Genomic DNA, 17,122 nt, shown 5'->3' with positions numbered 1-17,122 from the left:
CTGCGTGATCGCGATCACATAATCGCAGACATGGCTCCCCTAACGTCCTGTCACGCCAACACGGGGAGACTTCACATGCGCAAGATCATTCTGATTGCCGCCATGCTCCTGGCTTCTGCCTCCGCTCAGGCAGGCGGCTCCCGCGGTCTGTCGCTGGCGGCGGCAGGCGAACAGACCGCCACTCCGCAAACCACGACATCGGCAAGCACCGTAACGGCGCAGGTGAGCGAAGCCGCGCCGGCCGCCGAGGCTCCGAAATATTCCGATCGTCCGCCGGCGGTGTCGCTCTCCGCGCCGGCCGCGATGACCACTGCGGCAGTGATTACACCGGCGACGGCCTCCGCGCCGGTCACGACGACAAAGCCCGCCACCAAGACGACGACAAAAGCGGACAAGCCCAAGCCCAAGCGCAGCTGGACCGAGCGCCGCATCATCAGCGAGCTGCATCGCCACGGCATCTATTGGTAGGCGCTCCTCTCCTTCAAAAGCAAATGGCCGGGCGAGAGCCCGGCCATTGTTCGTTTGAAGCGATGGTGACGCTTATTGCGAGACCGTCTGCACCACGCTTCCGATCGGGCGCGTGTTCGTGCCTGCGGTCGGCACCTTCATGTCCTTCATCAGCGCCTCGTCATATTCCGGCAGCGTCTGGAGGCTCGTCTTGGCCTTCATCTGCACGACCTTGTAGCCGCCGGCCTTCAGCCGCGCGAGCAGCGTCGGCAGGGCGAGGCCCGTGTTCTTCTGGAAGTCGTGCATCAGGATGATGCCCTTGCCGAGCTTGTCCAGCCTCGTCATCACGGTCTCGACGATCTTCTCCGGCGTCGCGCCCTTCCTGAAGTCGAAGGAGTCGATTTCGGTCGAGAACATCGCGACGTTGCGGGTGCCGAAATAGCTCACCATCGCGGGATTGTGCTGAAGCTGCGGAAAGCGGAAGAACGGTGCCGGATTGGTGCCGAGCGCGAATTTCACCGCGCTGAAGCCCTTCTCGACCTCGTCCTTGACCTGCTGCTCGGTCAACTTCTTGCTGTTCAGATTGACATGCGACCAGGTGTGCGTGCCCACCGTGTGGCCCTGGGCCAGTACCTGCTTCAGGATCTCCGGATGGTAGGTCGCGTGCTTGCCGACCGAGAAGAACAGGCCCTTGGTGCATTCGTCCGCGAGCGCCTTCAGCACCGTAGGCGTGTTGACCGGCCACGGACCGTCGTCGAAGGTCAGCACGACCTCCTTCTCGGTCAGGAAGTCGAACTGCTTGAAATGTTCGAAGCCGAAGCCGGGGCCGCCCGTCGTGTCGATCTCGACGACGCGGGACACGCCCAGCGCGTTCGGATTGGCGCAGGCCTGCTTCGGCTGCATCGGCATGACCGGCATGGGGGCAGGTGCTGGAGCTGCTGCGGCCGGCTTGGCCGCGACCGCCGCGGTGGTCTCGACGTCGTCCTTGGCGGCGAGCTTCGCCTGTGCCGGCAATGGGTCGGCGGCACGGGCGGCAACTGTCTTGGGAGCGCCCTGGTCGGCGCGCGCGGAATAATAAAACCAACCGCCGGCGGCGATCACGACCGCCGCAACTACACTGGCCAGCATCAGGCCCAACGCATTACGCATCGCTACTCTTTCCAATTACGCAACCAAACCGGCGGAATTTCCCGCGCGACGAGCCATTAATGCGAAGTAAGAGTTAACGTGACACCAACACGACAGCGGTTGCGAAGGAATTTCAGTGGGCTGCGTCTGAGTGACTGGGATCACAGAGGACGGGTCTCCCGTGAGCGTCATCACAGTGGAAACGGATTTGCTGGAGCATCGTAGCTCCCATCGACAACGGGCCCGCTGTGGCGGCGCCAATGGGAGCTTCAAATGACCAAGTCGTTTACCAGCAAGATCCGCGACACCAGCCTGGCCCTCGGCTTTGCCGCCATCGTCTCGATCGCTTCGACGGGTGCGAGCTTCGCCTTCACGGCCGAGGCGCAGCAGATGTGCACGGGCGATGCCTTCCGTCTCTGCTCGGCGGAGATCCCCAATATCCCGAAGATCACCGCGTGCATGATCAAGCATCGCTCGGACCTGAGCGCCGGCTGCCGCGCGGTGATGGACAAGGACCTCGCCAAGGGCGCCTCGCGCAAGGTCGCTGACGCTCAGGACAAGCAGTAAGAGACGGCAGCAACGCCGCGACCGTTGCGACAGTGAGCTCCTCCGCGTGTGCCCCGGCCCCAAAGCCGTTGCAGCCCTGGGATCGTCGCACTAGCTTCGCCCGCACATTATTCCGGGTAAGAGGCATTCCGCGATGACCAGACTTCTTTTCATCATTCCTTTGCTCTTGTGCGCTTCGGCTGCGTCGGCGCAACAGCAGCCCGGACATGATGCCTGCGCGCGCGATGTCAGCCGCTTCTGCCGCGCCGTGATGAACAATGGCGATGGCGCCGTGCTCGCCTGCCTGAAGCAGAACCGCACCCGGCTCAGCAAGGGCTGCGACAAGGTGCTGACGGACCACGGGCAGTGACCGACATTCCGGGGCGCGCCGTTAGGCGCGAGCCCCAGAATCCATCGCGCGACCAACTCCTGAGATAAATGGATTCCGGGTTCGCACCTTACGGCGCGCCCCGGAATGACGAGAGGCCTACGTACTGCTTCCCGCCGCGGTCGCGACCACCGGCAGCACCTCGCTATTGGCGCGGTCCGGCGTCTCGTCCTTCCAGCGCACCGAACCGAAGGGTCGCTCCAGCATGCGGCGGATCCGTACCGGCTCGGGGCCGATGTGGAAATCGATCGCCTGCTGATGCAGCGCGCGTTCGGACTGGGTCGAACGGTTGCGCTGACGCAAATAATCGAGCCAGGTCGGGCAGTGATAGCGCTCGGTCCACAGCTCGGGGTCGGCGATGTCGCGCGCGATCGACCAGCCATAGGCGCCGTTGCGCTGGCGCGAGAGCTGCACGTCCTGCATCACGTTGTGGAAGGCGCGCGCGTTCTCCTGCGCGACGCGATATTCGATCTCGACCACGAGCGGCCCGCTGCGCCCGGTCAGCGACAGCTTCACCTCGGGATCGGCCAGCATGTCCGCATCCTCGTTGCGGGCGCCGACGCGCGGCATCGTGAGCCAGATGCCGAGCAGCGGCGAGATCAGCATCAGGCCGGCCGCCGTCAGCAATGCGATCTCGACGCCGGCATAATCGGTGAGATGGCCCCAGCCCCAGGCGCCAATCGCGATGCCGCCGGCGATCGCGGCCTGGAACGCCGCGAGCGAGCGACCCGCGACCCAGCGCGGCGCCGAGAGCTGCACGCCGATGTTGAACAGCGCGATCGCAGCCATCCAGACCGCGCCGCCCAGCACCAGCGCGGTCGCCGTCAGCACCGGCTCCGTGCTCAAAGCGAGGGCGGCCATCGCGAAGGCCATCGAGATGGTGCAGGCGCGGATCGCGGCCTCGCCGCTCATGCGCTTGCGCAATTCGTGAATGTTCAGCGCGCCGATCACCGCGCCCATGCCGAAGGCGCCAAGCATGATGCCGTACATCTGCGCGTCACCATGCAAAAGGTCGCGCGCGACCAGCGGCATCAGCGCCATCACGGCGCCGCCGATCAGGCCCATCACCAGCGTGCGCAACAGCACGATCTTGATCGGCGGCGAATTCGTGATGTAGCGCACGCCCGACACCATGGCACGGTTGAGCTTCTCCCGCGGCAGGCGCGACGGCTCGTTGCTGCGGCGCCAGAGCAGCAGCACCACCAGCAGCGGCAGATAGAGGATTGCATTGAAGGCGAATGCAGCCACCGCACCGAGCGCAGCGACGATGACGCCGCCGACCGCCGGACCGAAGCTGCGTGCGATGTTGTAGCTGATGCCGTTCAGCGCCACCGCGGACGCCAACGCCTCGGGTGGTACCTGTTCGCTGACCGAGGACTGCCAGGCCGGGCCGAACAGCGCATTGCCGCTGCCGACGACGAAGCAGAAGGCGAGCAGCAATTCGGGGGTGATCAGGTTGAAGCCGGCCAGCACGGTGAGCGCGCTCGCGCCGATCAGCGCGATCGACAGCGAAATCACGCTGACGATGCGCCGGTCATACATGTCGGCGATGGCGCCGGCCGGCATCGAGATCAGCATGATCGGCAGCATCAAGGCGGTCTGGACCAGGGCCACCTTGTCGGCCGAGGCCGCCATCTGCGTCATCGCCCAGGCCGCGCCCACGCCCTGGATCAGGAGGCCGAGATTGGAGAGCAGGCTGGCGAGCCAGATCCGCCGGAACACGGTGTATCGCAGGGGCGCAGTGATGCCGTCGGCGGCCATTTTCGGGCGGTTCGGCTGCTCGGTCATATCCCCTTCCATATCGGATGGCAGAAGTGGTCGTGGTGATTCCGGCCAATTCAGTGATGCCCGCGAAAGTCGTTCGCTGTCCAGTGCTTAGGCCGGTATAAGCGGTGCAAAGAGGCAGGCTTGCCGGGGAGGAACAGATGAAGCTGTCGCGACGGACGATTTTGCAAGGGGCGGCGAGCGTGCCTTTCGCACTTGCGAGCTTGCGGACGGGCGCGCTGGCCCAGACCGCGCCCGGCACGGAGCTGCCGCCGATTCTGTTCGTCCACGGCAATGGCGATTACGGCGCGCTCTGGATCACCACTTTGTGGCGGATGGAGTCCAATGGCGTTGCGCGCGATCGCATGATGGCGATCAATTTCACCGATCCGCTGGCGCGCAACGACGACAAGGTCGAGCAGGCGGGCCGCTCCTCGACCGAGGACCAGCGCCGCGAGCTTGCTGCCGCCATCACCGAACTGAAGCGCCGCACCGGCGCGCCTCGCGTGGCGCTGGTCGGCAGCTCGCGCGGCGGCAATGCGATCCGCAACGTCATCAAGAACGGTGGCGCCGGCGATGTCAGCCATGCCGTGCTGTGCGGTACGCCCAATCACGGTGTGTTCGCGACCGACGACCAACCCAACAACGAGTTCAACGGCCGCGGCACGTTCCTGCGCAGCTTGAACGAAGGCGAGAGCGAGGTGACGCCGGGCGTTGCCTTCCTCACGCTGCGCAGCGATGGCATGGACAAATTTGCGCAGAGCGACGGCCGCTTCATCGGCAAGCCCGGCACGCCGACCAACGTCACCGCCCAAGGGCCGGAGCTGAAGGGCGCCACCAATATGGTGCTCGGCGCGCTCGATCATCGCGAGGTGGCGTTTCACCCGCGCGCGTTCCGGGAGATTTACAAGTTCATCGCAGGGAGCGAACCTGCGCGCATCGCGATCGTGCCGGAGACCAGCGTGAGATTGAGCGGCCTCGTCACGGGCACGCCCGGCGGCGTGCCGACCAATCGTCCGGTCGCGGGTGCAACCGTCGATGTCTTCCGTGTCGATCCTGATACCGGTGAGCGCAAAGGCGGTGCGCTGTACAGCTCGAAGACGGGCTCCGATGGCCGTTGGGGGCCGGCGCAGGTCGATCCCGCCTGGTCGCTGGAATTCGTGCTGACCTCGCCGGATGCGCCGACGACGCACATTTACCGCTCGCCCTTCCCGCGCTCGTCCGAGGTCGTGCATCTGCGGCCCGCGCGCCCGCTCGGGCCGGCCGACAAGGACGCCGGCGCCGTCGTGATTATGTCGCGCCCGCGCGGCTATTTCGGCCTGCCGCGCGATGTGGTGCTGCTCGACGGCAAGGAGCCGGCCGATGTCAAGCCGGGTGTGCCCACGGATGCGGCAGCAACCCTGCGGCTTCCGGCCAGCGAGGTCGGACGTAACATCGTCGCCCAATTCGGCGAAGAACGGATTGTGGCACGCACCTGGCCTGCGTCCGAGAACCGGATTGCCATCGCCGAGCTGACTTACTAGCTATTTACCTGCGTCCCATCTTGCGGGAGAGAGCCATGAATATCGCCAGCGTGCGTCGGCCCATCATCCCTCCGGCTCCCCCGCGGGCGCCCGACGATATGTCGTTCTTCGGCCGGCTCGCGGTCATCAGGCAGAACATGATCGCGACCTGGGGGCAACGCGCCTATGAGGAAGAGGTCATCCCGGGCCGCTTCTTCTTCCGCAACAGCTTCATCCTGAACCAGCCGGACGCGATCCGGCACGTGCTGCTCAGCAATTACGAGAACTACACGCGCACGCCGGCCGGCATCCGCATGCTGCGCCCCGTGCTCGGCGACGGCCTTCTGATCGCGGAAGGTCATTCCTGGACGTTTCAGCGCCGCACGCTGGCGCCGGCCTTCACGCCGCGCGCGACCGCAAACCTCGTTCCGCACATGACGGCGGTGCTCGACGAGACCATCGCCAAGCTGGACGCGCAAACCGGCGAGCCGGCCGACCTGCGCGCGATCATGCAGCGCATGACGCTCGAGATCGCCGGGCGCACGATGTTCTCGTTCGGCATGGACCAGCACGGCGCAACCCTGCGCAACTTCATCATGGAATATGCCGCGCGGTTGGGGCGTCCCTATTTCCTCGACATGGTGCTGCCGGTGTCCTGGCCGAGCCCGATGGATTTTGCCCGCGCCCGTTTCCGCAAGCGCTGGACCGAGTTCGTGGCCATGCTGATCGCCGAGCGGCGTAAGGCGGGCAAGAAGGACGGTGCGCCGCCGCGCGATTTGTTCGATCTCATGGACGAGGCACGCGATCCCGAGACGGGCCAGGGCTTCTCGGACGAGCAGCTCGTCGACGAAGTCGCGACCATGATCCTTGCCGGTCACGAGACCACCGCGACGGCGCTGTTCTGGGCACTCTACCTGCTCGCACTCGACCCTGATACGCAGGAAGAGGTGGCGTCCGAGGCCCGCGGCGAGCACCTCGACAGCATGGCCGACATCGACCGCCAGAAGTTTACCCGCGCCGTGATCGACGAGACCATGCGGCTCTATCCGCCGGCCTTCCTGGTCGCGCGTGCCGCGCGCGATAAGGACAATGCGGCGGGCGTCGAGATCGGCAAGGGCGACATCATCATGATCGCGCCCTGGCTCTTGCACCGGCACGAGAAGCTGTGGGATCAGCCGAACGCTTTCATTCCAAAGCGCTTCATGTCGAAGGAGGCGCCGGACCGTTTTGCCTACCTGCCGTTCGGCGCAGGTCCGCGCGTCTGCATCGGCGCACCGTTTGCCCAAGCCGAATCCGTGCTGGCGCTGGCGCGGCTGATCGGAGCGTTCCGAATCGAGCTTGCCGACTCCGCGACCCCCGTGATCCCGCTCGGCGTCGTCACCACCCAGCCGGACCATTCGCCCCTGTTCCGCATCACGCGTCGGTGACAGGCGCGCGCCTGGCCGCTGGCGTGACCCAGCCTACATAGAGTACCGCCATGAGCGACATCCAGGCCCAGTTCTCCGTTCTGAAGCAGACCGCCGATCCCAAGGTGGTCGATGCGATTGCGCGTCTCATCGAGGATGGCGAGGATCACGAGCTCAACCGCGTCAACGTGCTCGATTTCTCCAGCCAGAATGGCCTCGACGAGGAGCGCGTGATCTCGGCCTTCCTGCATTCGGCTCGGCTCGGCCTGTTCGATCTCGGCTGGAACGTGCTGTGCCCGGGCTGCGGCGGCGTCTTGGGGGCGCATTCCACGCTGAAGGCGCTCAAGCCGGACGATTATCATTGCGCGCTCTGCGCCTGCGGCTACAAGGCCTCGGTCGACGACCAAGTCGAGGTCTCCTTCACCGTGAATCCGCGCGTCCGGCGCATCGCGGCGCACGACCCTGACACGCTTCCGGTTTGGGACTATTTCAAGCAGGTGTTCTGGAGTTCGGGCGTCGACTTCAACAAGGACTCCTTTGCGACGCTCGCGAACGAGGTGACGCTCGACACGATGGAGCTGCCGGCGGGAGAGAAAGCGACCATGTCGCTGCAGCTGCCGAGCGACTTCGTCATCATCTTCGAGCCTGTCACCCACGCCGCGCATTTCATCGACGTCCAGGGCGAGCCGACCAGGGATCGCCAGCAGCTCGCCATCATGTACAACAAGGTGCAGGCCCCGACGGGAACCACGACCATGCGGCCGGGCCCGCTGCGTCTGTCGCTGGAGAACCAGGCCGGCGTGCGCGTTCTGCCCTCGGTCTTCATCGCGTCCGAGGCGCTTCACCATCTCATCGGCAAGCGCAAGCCGTTCCTCACCGCCAAGCGCATGCTGTCGAACCAGACCTTTCGCGACGTCTTCAAGGCGGATAATCTCAGCCTCGATCAGCGGCTTCAGATCACTTCGCTGACATTCCTGTTCACCGATCTCAAGGGCTCGACCGCGCTCTACGAGCGCGTCGGCGACCTCGCCGCGTTCGATCTCGTGCGTGCGCATTTCCATGCGCTGCTCGAGATCATCTCCTCCGAAAGGGGCGCGGTGGTGAAGACGATCGGCGATGCCGTGATGGCGACCTTCGTCCGCCCCGAGCACGCCATCGTCGCGGGCTTGCGGATGCGCGCGGCCATGGACGAGCTCAACAAGACGCGCGGCACGACGGACCTCATCGTCAAGATCGGCATCCATGAAGGCCCCTGTCTCGCGGTCATGCTCAACGAGCGGCAGGATTATTTCGGGCAGACCGTCAACATCGCCGCCCGCGTGCAGAGCCTGTCGACCGCGCAGGAGATTCACATCACCGGCCCGGTGCTGGATGCGCCCGCAGTCGCCGAGGTGCTCGAGCAGCGCGCCATCAAGCCGATCCAGAAGCAGGCCGCGCTCCGTGGCATCGCCGACAAGATGGTGGTGTACGAGATACCGTGAGGGATCATTCATCATTCCAGGTTCGATGCTGGCGCATCCGCTTCGGAATGACGGTGAACAGATTGCCGAAACGTAATACGCGCGCGGAACTGACGCACGTTGCGCCGGTTGGGTTTCCTGCTCATATAGTGGTGGTAACGGCCGCGCTCCTTGCGGCGTCATCGATCTCGGTAGGACCCATGCTCGACGGCTTGCGCCAATTCATCGCCGATATTGTCAGTCCCCAAGCCCAGGACCGCGCATTCGGCGACAGCGATTACCGGCTGGCCGCGACCGCGCTGCTGGTCCATGTGGTCTCGCTGGACGGACAGCCGAGTGCGGCCGAGCAGCGCAAGCTGCACAACCTGATCGAAAACCATTTCGGGCTCGACCGCGGCACCGCTGACCGTCTCATCGCCGACGCCACCCAGGTCGAAGGCGAGGCCGTCGACCTCTATCACTTCACCAGCGTCATCATGCGCTCGCTCGACGAAGCGGGTCGCAAACGGATCGTGCAGATGATGTGGGAGCTGGTCTATGCCGATGGAGAGGTCAGCGAGTTCGAGGACAATGTGGTCTGGCGCGCGTCCGACCTGCTCGGCATCGCCCAGCGCGACCGGATCGAGCTGAAGCACGCCGTTGCGGAGCGTGCCGGTGGACAGGTCAAGGATCGCGCCGTCGGACCGGTCCCGGGTGGATTGCCTGGCCTGCGGCCCACATGACGAAACTTTAATATAAGCCCCGGTGGTTCCCCGCTTTTGCAGATTCGACTGCAAATACCGGTCTTTCCTGCGTCCCCTGTCGCCCTCACAAGCAGCCATGCCGCCGCCGCCGCTTGCCTGCCGCGCACGGCTTATGCTCTCGTTCTGAAATTGCCGGGGCCACAGTGTTCAATTCAAGAGACTTCGATCGTGACTGAGCGGGTAACCCTGATCACCGGTGCCTCGGCGGGCATCGGCATGGAGCTGGCGCGTGTGTTCGCCGCCAATGGACATCGCCTCGCACTGACGGCGAGACGGGCGGATCGGCTCGAAGCGCTCGCGAACGAGCTCGCCGCCGAGGGTGGCAAGAAGCCGATCGTGATCGCCTGCGATCTCGAGGACCCGCATGCCGGCGAGAGGATCGCCGCAGCACTTGTCGCCGAAGGCGTCGAGCTCGATCATCTCGTCAATAATGCCGGCTTCGGTGTGTTCGGCGATGCCATCGAGCGCGATCGCGTTGCGCAGCTCGGCATCGTCGACGTCAACGTCCGGGCCCTGACGGATCTGTCGCTGCGCTTCGCCGATCAGCTCATCCGGAACAAGGGCGGTCTTCTCAATGTCGGCTCGGTCGCAGGCTTCCTGCCCGGCCCCGGCATGGCCGTGTACTACGCGTCCAAGGCCTATGTGATCTCCTTCACCGAAGCATTGCGGGCGGAGCTCGCGCCCCGCGGCGTCCGCGTCACCGTGCTTTGCCCGGGCCCGGTGCCCACGGAATTCCAGGCCCGCGCTGGCGTTGGATCGCAACATGATACGGCCATGCTCAACGTCTCTGCCGCCGAGGTCGCGCGGGAAGCCTATCGCGGCCTGATGGCCAACAAACGGGCAGTGCTGCCGGGTCTCGGCATCAAGATTGTGCCGTTCGCGCTGCGCTTCTTCCCGCGCGGCTTCATCCTGGCCGCCACCAGCCGGTTCCAGCGGCAGCGGCGCTGAACGCCGCCGCCCGCGTCCGTAGTGGCCCGGAGCTTGCTTCAAGACGTGCGCGTGTGTGCGCAAACTCACACGATGTTAACCGTCGCTTAGTTATGCTGGCGGTCTGAACCGATAGCACTCGCAGAGGCCATGTCGTTCCGGACGGACAGGTTTGGTGGCGCAGAGGTGGTCGCCTTCCCACAGAGGGCGCCGTGCGCCGCCGCCCCTGAAAACCGGCTGCCGGTTCTGATCGTCCTGCATCAGGAATGCTCGACACCCGGCCGCGTCGGCAATGCGTTGCGCGCGCTCGGCCATCGCCTCGACATCCGCCGTCCCCGCTTCGGCGATCCCCTGCCCGAGACGCTCGATCAGCATGCCGGCGCCGTGATCTTCGGCGGACCGATGAGCGCCAATGATTCCGACGATTACATTCGCCGCGAGATCGACTGGATCGAAATTCCGCTCCGCGAGCAGCGTCCGTTGCTCGGCATCTGCTTAGGTGCGCAGATGCTGGCGATGCAGCTCGGGGCCCGTGTCGCACCGCATGTGCAGGCGCTGACGCAGATCGGGTACTACCCGATCAGGCCGACCGCCGCGGGCCGCGCGCTCTGCCCGCACTGGCCGGCACAGGTCTATCACTGGCATCGCGAGGGCTTTGAGCTGCCTGCAGGCGCCGACTTGCTCGCCGAGGGCGATGATTTCCCGGTGCAGGCGTTCCGCACCGGCAATGCGTTCGGCATTCAGTTCCACCCGGACGTGACCTACGCGATGATGTGCCGCTGGACCACGCGCGGCTATGACGGGTTCAGCGCGCCCGGTGCACGGCAGCGTCATCATCATTTCGCGGATCGTGCCGTCTACGATGTCGCCGAACGCGCCTGGCTCGATCATTTCCTCGACGGCTGGCTGGAGCGCCGGCCGATGCTGGCGCAAGCCGCAGAGTGATCGCGCCTTCGCGCAGGTCCCTGGCGCAGGTCCCTGGCGCAGGTCCTTGGCGCAGGTCCTTGGCGCAAGTCCTTGCCTCTTCCCTGAATATGCTAGGCTCGCTTCTAACGAGCGCGTGCGAATGCGTGCCGGCAAACAAGGGAGAGCGCCGTGGCCTACGAACATATTCTCTATGAGGTGAGCGACAAGATCGCGACCATCACGCTCAACCGCCCCGATCGCATGAATGCATGGACGCCGATCATGGAGCGCGACGTGCGCCATGCGATGGAGGCGTCGAGCGCCGACGACAATGTCCGCGTCATCGTCCTCACCGGCGCGGGCCGCGCCTTCTGCGCCGGCGCCGACATGGATGCACTGAAGGGCCTCGATCCCAACGACGTCGGGCGCGCCTCGAAGCTGCCGCCGTTCGACATGAATCGCCGGCCGGACTGGCAGACGCGGTACGGCTATTATCCTTCGATCAAGAAGCCTGTGATCGCCATGCTCAACGGCGCGACGGCAGGCATTGGACTGGTGCATGCACTCTATTGCGACCTGCGCTTTGCCGCCGACAACACCGTGTTCACCACCGCCTTCGCGCGGCGTGGCCTGATTGCCGAGCACGGCATCAGCTGGATGCTGCCGCGCATCGTCGGCCACGCCAATGCGCTGGATCTGTTGCTCTCGGCGCGGCGCGTGGGAAGCGAGGAGGCGTTGCGGATCGGGCTGGTCAACCGGCTCTGTTCGCCGGAGAAGCTGCGCGAGGAGACCTATGCCTATGCGCGCGATCTCGCCGATTTCGTTTCGCCGAGTGCGATGGCCGTGATCAAACGCCAGCTCTACGAGGTGCCGTTCCAGACGCTGGCCGAGGCGACGATCGAGGCCAACCGCGAGATGATGGTGGCGCTGAACGGGAGTGATTTCCGGGAGGGCGTGGCGAGCTTCATGGAGAAGCGGCCGCCGCGGTTTACGGGAAGGTAGGGGGAGAGAGCCCGGCTTCGCCCTGCGGGCTTCGCCGCGGCAGCCCTCGCTCACTTCGCTACGAAAGAGCGCGGCTGGCTTGCCGAGCCGTAGCTCGCGAAGGCTGGTGGAGCCAGGCGGGATCGAACCGCCGACCTCGTCATTGCGAACGACGCGCTCTCCCAGCTGAGCTATGGCCCCTTTGCTGGCCGCTCTGGTGAACGCGGCCGACAACCGGGCGCCATTTAAGTCCCCGCCAAGGTCAAGTCAAGGACGCCTGTAACCCGGTTTTACCCATCCGGGCGCCGACTTCCCTTGTTTGGGCCTGACGGAACCGATATCTAGCAAACGGGGCGTCAATCCCGACCGAGCCAGAGTTTCCAAAAGCCAGAGGCCTCATAAGCCATGCGTGCCGTTCTCGACATCGTCATCATCGTGCTCGACCTCTACGTCTGGCTGCTGATCGCCTCTGCGATCCTGTCCTGGCTGATCGCCTTCAACGTGGTGAACACCCGCAACCAGTTCGTCTCGGCCGTGGCGGAGTTCCTGTACCGGATCACCGAACCGTTGCTGGCGCCGATCCGCAATTTCCTGCCCAGCCTCGGCGGTCTCGACATCTCGCCGATCATCCTGATCCTGATCATCATGTTCATCGAGCGGGTGATCCTGTACTACATCTACCCGAACGTGGTCTGAGCGGGCGGGAACGCCTTGGTTGCCAGCAAGGAGCCTTGTTGTCAGGAGCCTTGGCGTTACTCGGCCGCGGGAATCAGCATCGCGCTGCGGGTGACGCCGCGCGGCGGCCGCGACGACATCGACGGGATCGAGCAGCTTTCGGATGGCCGCAACGTGCTCAAGGTGCGGGTGCGCGCCATTGCCGATGGCGGTGAGGCCAACAAGGCCGTTCTGGCGCTGCTGGCGAAATCGCTTGGCGTGCCCAAGAGCAGCGTAAAGCTGCTATCCGGAGCCACGTCGCGGCTGAAGCAGATTGCGGTCGACGGCGATCCGGCGCGTCTTGGCGAAACCCTGCGCCAGCTCACATCGGCCAAACCGACAGATTGAGAGAACGGACATGCCCGCTGAGATCATCGATGGAAAAGTCATTGCGGCGGAACTCCGTGGCCGCGTCACTGAGGAGGTCGCCCGCGTCAAGCGCGAGCACAATCTGGTGCCGGGCCTTGCGGTGGTCCTGGTCGGCAACGACCCCGCCAGCGAAGTCTATGTCCGTTCAAAACACACCCAGACCCAGGCCGCGGGCATGGCCTCGTTCGAGCACAAGCTGCCGGCCGACGTCTCGCAGGCAGATCTGCTGACGCTGGTCGCAAAGCTCAACCGCGATCCCGCCGTGCACGGCATTCTCGTGCAATTGCCGTTGCCGAAGGGGTTGAACACCGAAGCGGTCATCAATGCCATCGATCCCGCCAAGGATGTTGACGGACTGCATCCGAACAATGCCGGCCGGCTCGCCGGCGGCTTCGAGGCGCTGTCGCCCTGCACGCCGCTCGGCTGCATCATCCTGACCAAAAGCGTGCACGCCTCGCTCGAAGGCATGAACGCCATCGTCATCGGCCGCTCCAACCTGGTCGGCCGCCCGCTCGTGCAATTGCTGCTGAACGAGAACGCCACGGTGACGATCGCGCATTCGCGCTCGCGCGATCTGCCCGGCCTCGTGAAGAAGGCGGACCTCGTCTATGCAGCGGTGGGTCGGCCAGAGATGGTGCGCGGCGATTGGCTGAAGCCGGGCGCGACCGTGATCGATGTCGGCATCAACCGCATCCCGAAGGAGGACGGCAAGACGCGTCTCGTCGGTGACGTCGCTTATCAGGAAGCGCTTGCAATTGCCGGCGCGATTACGCCGGTGCCGGGCGGTGTCGGCCAGATGACGGTCGCGTGCCTGTTGGTGAACACGCTCCGCGCGGCCTGTGCGATCGCCGGCCTGCCGAAGCCGGCGGTGTAAGTAAGCTCTCGTGTCCCGGACGCTGAGCCGGGACCCATGGCGCACTGTGCTGGGCCCCGGCTCAGCAGCGCATGGTTTCACGCTGCGCTGCGTCCGGGGCACGGAAGCTCAGCCCTTCTTCTTCTTCTCGCGCTCGATGCCTTCTTGGATCAGCTGGTGCGCTTCCTCCGGGCCGCCCCAGCGCAGGATCTTCACCCACTTGCCCTTTTCGAGATCCTTGTAGTGCTCGAAGAAGTGCTGGATCTGCTGCAGCGTGATGTCAGGCAAATCGGAATACGACTTCACCTTGTCGTAGCGCTGCGTCAGCTTGGACGACGGCACCGCCAGGATCTTCTCGTCGCCGCCGGCTTCGTCTTCCATGAACAGCACCCCGACCGGACGCACGCTCATGACGGCGCCGGGGATGATGGCGCGGGTGTTGATGATCAGCACGTCGCAGGGATCGCCGTCATCCGACAGCGTGTGCGGGATGAAGCCGTAATTGCCGGGGTAACGCATCGGCGTGTAGAGGAAGCGGTCGACCACCAGCGTGCCGGCCTCCTTGTCCATCTCGTACTTGATCGGTTCACCGCCCACGGGGACCTCGATGATGACGTTGACATCGTGGGGGACGTTCTTTCCGATCGAGACCGCATCGATACGCATTCAAGGCTCCGTTGTTGCCGAGGATAAATCGCGCCCGGCAGCGATTTTGGCGCTGTCATACGCGGGCTTGGCCCGCTGATCCATCGCGTTTTTGTGAAATAATGAATCCGGCGATCACCGCCGCGAGCGGCCTGCGGTATCGACGGATGGGAACGCTGCCCGGTTAGGGTTTCAGCAGCTCAATTGGTCCAAGCGAAGGCAACCTTGTCGAGCGCCTTCGGCCCGAACCGCTCCGACGAGCGCGCCACCATGCGGCCACCCAGGGCGCGGTAGAACTCGGTAGCGGGGTCGTTGTCCGAGAGCGCCCACACCACCATGCTCTTCAGCCCGCTCTGCATCAGGTCGCGGCGGGCGGCGGCAAACAGGCGGCGGCCGAAGCCGAGGCCCTGAAATTCGGGCCGCAGATAAAGCTCGTAGATCTCGCCGTCGAAATGCAGGCTGCGGGCTCGGTTGCGGCCGTAATTGGCATAGCCGGCGATCTTGTCACCGAACACCAGCACGCTGACGCGGCTGCCCTTGCGGATCGCGCTGTCCCACCATTGCGGACCGCGGCGGTTGATCAGCTTCTCCAGCTCGGCACCGGGAATGATGCCCTGATAGGCCGAACGCCAGGCTTCGTCATGGGTCGACGCCACCGCAGTTGCATCTGCAGCTTTGGCCGGCCGGACCTCGATCAGGGTTGTGCTCATGGACGCGATCAAACCAAGTCGCCGCGTCGGCGGCAAGACCTATCGTTAATTATCGGTTAACCTGTGGACTTTCTGCATCAGTATTTTAACCATGTTGTACCGAAAAAGGACAGGGCCCGATGCCGAGGGCACCGGCGGGCCGTGCCTCGGTGCAAAACTCCTGTTGCGGCAACGAAGGAACGGAGATGGGCACCGCAGAAAGTCCGCCCATGGTGATTCGTTCCTACTAGTGTGGCTGTCGCTGTTCTTGTTCGCTCTCGCCAATTCATGCGGCTCCTCAACACCATCGCGCTCCTGCCTCTGCTGGCTTTGCTGACTGCGCCGCCTCTGTGCGCGCAAGTCGGGTTCGGTCCATCCGGAGAGGAGGGCGAGCCGTTTCGTCGGCAGGAATGGCGCGTGCCCACGCCGGATACCGACCTTGCTGCGCATGCCCTGCTGTTTCGCCCCTCGGGCCCAGGTCCGTTCCGGCTCGCGGTGATCGCACACGCCTCGACGCAGAACACGCTGCGTCGGGCGCAAATGCCGCAGCCGGAATACCGCCCGCTCGCCGCCTATCTCGTCGCGCGCGGCTTTGCCGTGCTGGTGCCGGAGCGGCCCGGCCATGGTGCTACCGGCGGCCGCTACCTCGAGGATCAGGGCGGCTGCGACGAGGCCGACTACGCGCGCTCGGGCCGCGCAACGGCCGACGCAATCAAGCTGGCGCTGGTCCATCTGCAAAAGCAGGACTTCATCCGCAAGGATGGCGCGATCGTGATCGGCCATTCCGCCGGGGGATGGGGAGCGCTGGCGCTCGCCGGTGCCGATCCGAAGGTGATCTCCGCCATCACCGTGTTTGCAGCGGGACGCGGCGGCCATGCCAATGACGAGCCGAACCGAATCTGCGCGCCGCACATCCTGCTCGCCGCCGCAGCGGAATTCGGCAAGACCGCGCGCATTCCCGTCACATGGCTCGTTGCGCTCAATGACAGCTATTTCGCGCCAGCATTCTCGCAGAAACTCGTCGATGCGTTTCGCGGTACCGGCGGCAAGGCCAGGTTTCGTCCGCTGCCGGCCGTCGGCAGCGAAGGCCATTGGATGATCGAAACCGAAGCCGGCGTCGAAGCCGCCAGCGGCGAGCTCGCGCGCGCGCTGAACCCGAGCAGGCCTGTGGCGACCAAGAAGCCATGACGCTGTATTTCCTGGTCAAATTTATTCACGTCCTCGGCGCCATCGTCATTCTCGGCACCGGGACCGGCATCGCCTTCTTCATGCTGATGGCGCATCGCACGCAGCAGCCGGAGTTCATCGCCCGCACCGCTTCGGTGGTTGTCATCGCGGATGCGATCTTCACGCTGTCGGCCGTGATCCTCCAGCCGGTCAGCGGCGGCGTGCTGATGATACTGTCGGCGACGTCGATCACGGAGCGCTGGCTGCTTACCTCGCTCGCGCTGTATGCGATTGCCGGCTTGTTCTGGGTGCCGGTCGTGTTCATGCAGATCGAGATGCGAGACCTCGCGCGCAAGGCTGCTGCGCAGAGCAGTGCGCTGCCACCGCGCTATTTCGTGCTGTTCCGCCGCTGGTTCGCGTTCGGCTCCCCTGGCTTTGGGGCGACCGTGCTGATCCTGTGGCTGATGATCGCGAAACCGTTCTGAGA

19 protein-coding genes and 1 tRNA gene are annotated in these 17,122 nt (G+C 64.9%); 15 read left to right on the top strand and 5 right to left on the bottom strand.

What is annotated here, in order from left to right; all coding sequences use genetic code 11:
- Positions 1–75 precede the first annotated feature (75 nt).
- A complete protein-coding gene (locus P0R31_RS08315) occupies positions 76–468 on the top strand; it encodes a hypothetical protein (RefSeq protein ID WP_275513661.1) in 393 nt (130 codons plus the stop codon).
- Between the two features lie 72 nt (positions 469–540).
- On the opposite strand, the gene P0R31_RS08310 is transcribed toward P0R31_RS08315, so the two are convergent.
- Positions 541–1,596: a polysaccharide deacetylase family protein gene (locus P0R31_RS08310; protein WP_275513660.1), complete on the bottom strand. Its 1,056-nt coding sequence runs from the start codon at positions 1,594–1,596 to the stop codon at positions 541–543.
- A 252-nt stretch (positions 1,597–1,848) separates the two neighbouring features.
- Between P0R31_RS08310 and P0R31_RS08305 the strand changes: the two genes are divergently transcribed.
- Positions 1,849–2,142, top strand: a complete 294-nt coding sequence (locus tag P0R31_RS08305) for a hypothetical protein (RefSeq protein WP_275513659.1) — start codon at positions 1,849–1,851, stop codon at positions 2,140–2,142.
- A gap of 133 nt (positions 2,143–2,275) precedes the next feature.
- Positions 2,276–2,491, top strand: a complete 216-nt coding sequence (locus tag P0R31_RS08300; protein ID WP_275513658.1) for a cysteine rich repeat-containing protein — start codon at positions 2,276–2,278, stop codon at positions 2,489–2,491.
- 117 nt (positions 2,492–2,608) lie between these two features.
- Here P0R31_RS08300 and P0R31_RS08295 read toward each other — a convergent pair whose 3' ends face one another.
- Positions 2,609–4,297: an MFS transporter gene (locus P0R31_RS08295; RefSeq protein ID WP_275513657.1), complete on the bottom strand. Its 1,689-nt coding sequence runs from the start codon at positions 4,295–4,297 to the stop codon at positions 2,609–2,611.
- 137 nt (positions 4,298–4,434) lie between these two features.
- Between P0R31_RS08295 and P0R31_RS08290 the strand changes: the two genes are divergently transcribed.
- The 7 genes from P0R31_RS08290 to P0R31_RS08260 all read left to right on the top strand — a co-directional run bounded on the left by P0R31_RS08290 (position 4,435) and on the right by P0R31_RS08260 (position 12,219).
- A complete protein-coding gene (locus P0R31_RS08290) occupies positions 4,435–5,796 on the top strand; it encodes a hydrolase (protein ID WP_275513656.1) in 1,362 nt (453 codons plus the stop codon).
- A gap of 35 nt (positions 5,797–5,831) precedes the next feature.
- Positions 5,832–7,202: a cytochrome P450 gene (locus tag P0R31_RS08285; RefSeq protein ID WP_275513655.1), complete on the top strand. Its 1,371-nt coding sequence runs from the start codon at positions 5,832–5,834 to the stop codon at positions 7,200–7,202.
- 50 nt (positions 7,203–7,252) lie between these two features.
- Positions 7,253–8,662 carry an adenylate/guanylate cyclase domain-containing protein gene (locus P0R31_RS08280; RefSeq protein ID WP_275513654.1) on the top strand — a complete coding sequence of 470 codons (1,410 nt, stop codon included), beginning with the start codon at positions 7,253–7,255 and terminating at the stop codon, positions 8,660–8,662.
- Positions 8,663–8,841: 179 nt separating this feature from the next.
- Positions 8,842–9,363 (top strand): TerB family tellurite resistance protein, encoded by a 522-nt coding sequence (locus P0R31_RS08275; RefSeq protein ID WP_275513653.1) that lies wholly within the window; start codon positions 8,842–8,844, stop codon positions 9,361–9,363.
- Between the two features lie 189 nt (positions 9,364–9,552).
- Positions 9,553–10,332, top strand: coding sequence for an SDR family NAD(P)-dependent oxidoreductase (locus tag P0R31_RS08270; RefSeq protein WP_275513652.1), 780 nt, complete (start codon positions 9,553–9,555; stop codon positions 10,330–10,332).
- Positions 10,333–10,461: 129 nt separating this feature from the next.
- Positions 10,462–11,256 (top strand): glutamine amidotransferase, encoded by a 795-nt coding sequence (locus tag P0R31_RS08265; RefSeq protein ID WP_275513651.1) that lies wholly within the window; start codon positions 10,462–10,464, stop codon positions 11,254–11,256.
- A 150-nt stretch (positions 11,257–11,406) separates the two neighbouring features.
- Positions 11,407–12,219 (top strand): enoyl-CoA hydratase, encoded by an 813-nt coding sequence (locus tag P0R31_RS08260; protein WP_275513650.1) that lies wholly within the window; start codon positions 11,407–11,409, stop codon positions 12,217–12,219.
- Between the two features lie 104 nt (positions 12,220–12,323).
- Here the strand turns inward: P0R31_RS08260 and P0R31_RS08255 are convergent.
- Positions 12,324–12,399, bottom strand: a tRNA-Ala gene (locus P0R31_RS08255).
- A 204-nt stretch (positions 12,400–12,603) separates the two neighbouring features.
- Here P0R31_RS08255 and P0R31_RS08250 point away from each other — a divergent pair.
- Genes P0R31_RS08250 through folD form a run of 3 tightly spaced genes read left to right on the top strand, consistent with a single transcriptional unit; the run spans position 12,604 to position 14,155 of the window.
- The gene (locus P0R31_RS08250; protein ID WP_036002872.1) at positions 12,604–12,894 is read left to right on the top strand and encodes a YggT family protein; all 291 of its coding nucleotides are present in this window, start codon (positions 12,604–12,606) and stop codon (positions 12,892–12,894) included.
- Positions 12,895–12,909: 15 nt separating this feature from the next.
- Positions 12,910–13,260, top strand: coding sequence for a DUF167 domain-containing protein (locus P0R31_RS08245; protein ID WP_275513649.1), 351 nt, complete (start codon positions 12,910–12,912; stop codon positions 13,258–13,260).
- A 10-nt stretch (positions 13,261–13,270) separates the two neighbouring features.
- Entirely contained in the window at positions 13,271–14,155 is an 885-nt protein-coding gene (gene folD, locus P0R31_RS08240) for a bifunctional methylenetetrahydrofolate dehydrogenase/methenyltetrahydrofolate cyclohydrolase FolD (RefSeq protein WP_275513648.1), read from the top strand.
- A gap of 108 nt (positions 14,156–14,263) precedes the next feature.
- Here folD and ppa read toward each other — a convergent pair whose 3' ends face one another.
- Positions 14,264–14,800 (bottom strand): inorganic diphosphatase, encoded by a 537-nt coding sequence (ppa, locus tag P0R31_RS08235; RefSeq protein ID WP_036002867.1) that lies wholly within the window; start codon positions 14,798–14,800, stop codon positions 14,264–14,266.
- A gap of 179 nt (positions 14,801–14,979) precedes the next feature.
- The gene (locus P0R31_RS08230; RefSeq protein ID WP_024338772.1) at positions 14,980–15,489 is read right to left on the bottom strand and encodes a GNAT family N-acetyltransferase; all 510 of its coding nucleotides are present in this window, start codon (positions 15,487–15,489) and stop codon (positions 14,980–14,982) included.
- 267 nt (positions 15,490–15,756) lie between these two features.
- Here P0R31_RS08230 and P0R31_RS08225 point away from each other — a divergent pair, with 267 nt between their 5' ends.
- Both P0R31_RS08225 and P0R31_RS08220 read left to right on the top strand, forming a co-directional pair.
- A complete protein-coding gene (locus P0R31_RS08225) occupies positions 15,757–16,656 on the top strand; it encodes an alpha/beta hydrolase family protein (protein ID WP_275513647.1) in 900 nt (299 codons plus the stop codon).
- A complete protein-coding gene (locus tag P0R31_RS08220) occupies positions 16,653–17,120 on the top strand; it encodes a DUF2269 family protein (protein WP_275513646.1) in 468 nt (155 codons plus the stop codon). The genes P0R31_RS08225 and P0R31_RS08220 overlap by 4 nt, the downstream gene beginning before the upstream one ends.
- The last annotated feature ends 2 nt before the right edge of the window (positions 17,121–17,122 follow it).

It is taken from the genome of Bradyrhizobium yuanmingense, assembly GCF_029167105.1.
In the GTDB taxonomy this organism is placed as follows: Bacteria; Pseudomonadota; Alphaproteobacteria; order Rhizobiales; family Xanthobacteraceae; genus Bradyrhizobium; species Bradyrhizobium yuanmingense_A.
This window is presented reverse-complemented; position numbering and strand designations above follow the sequence as displayed.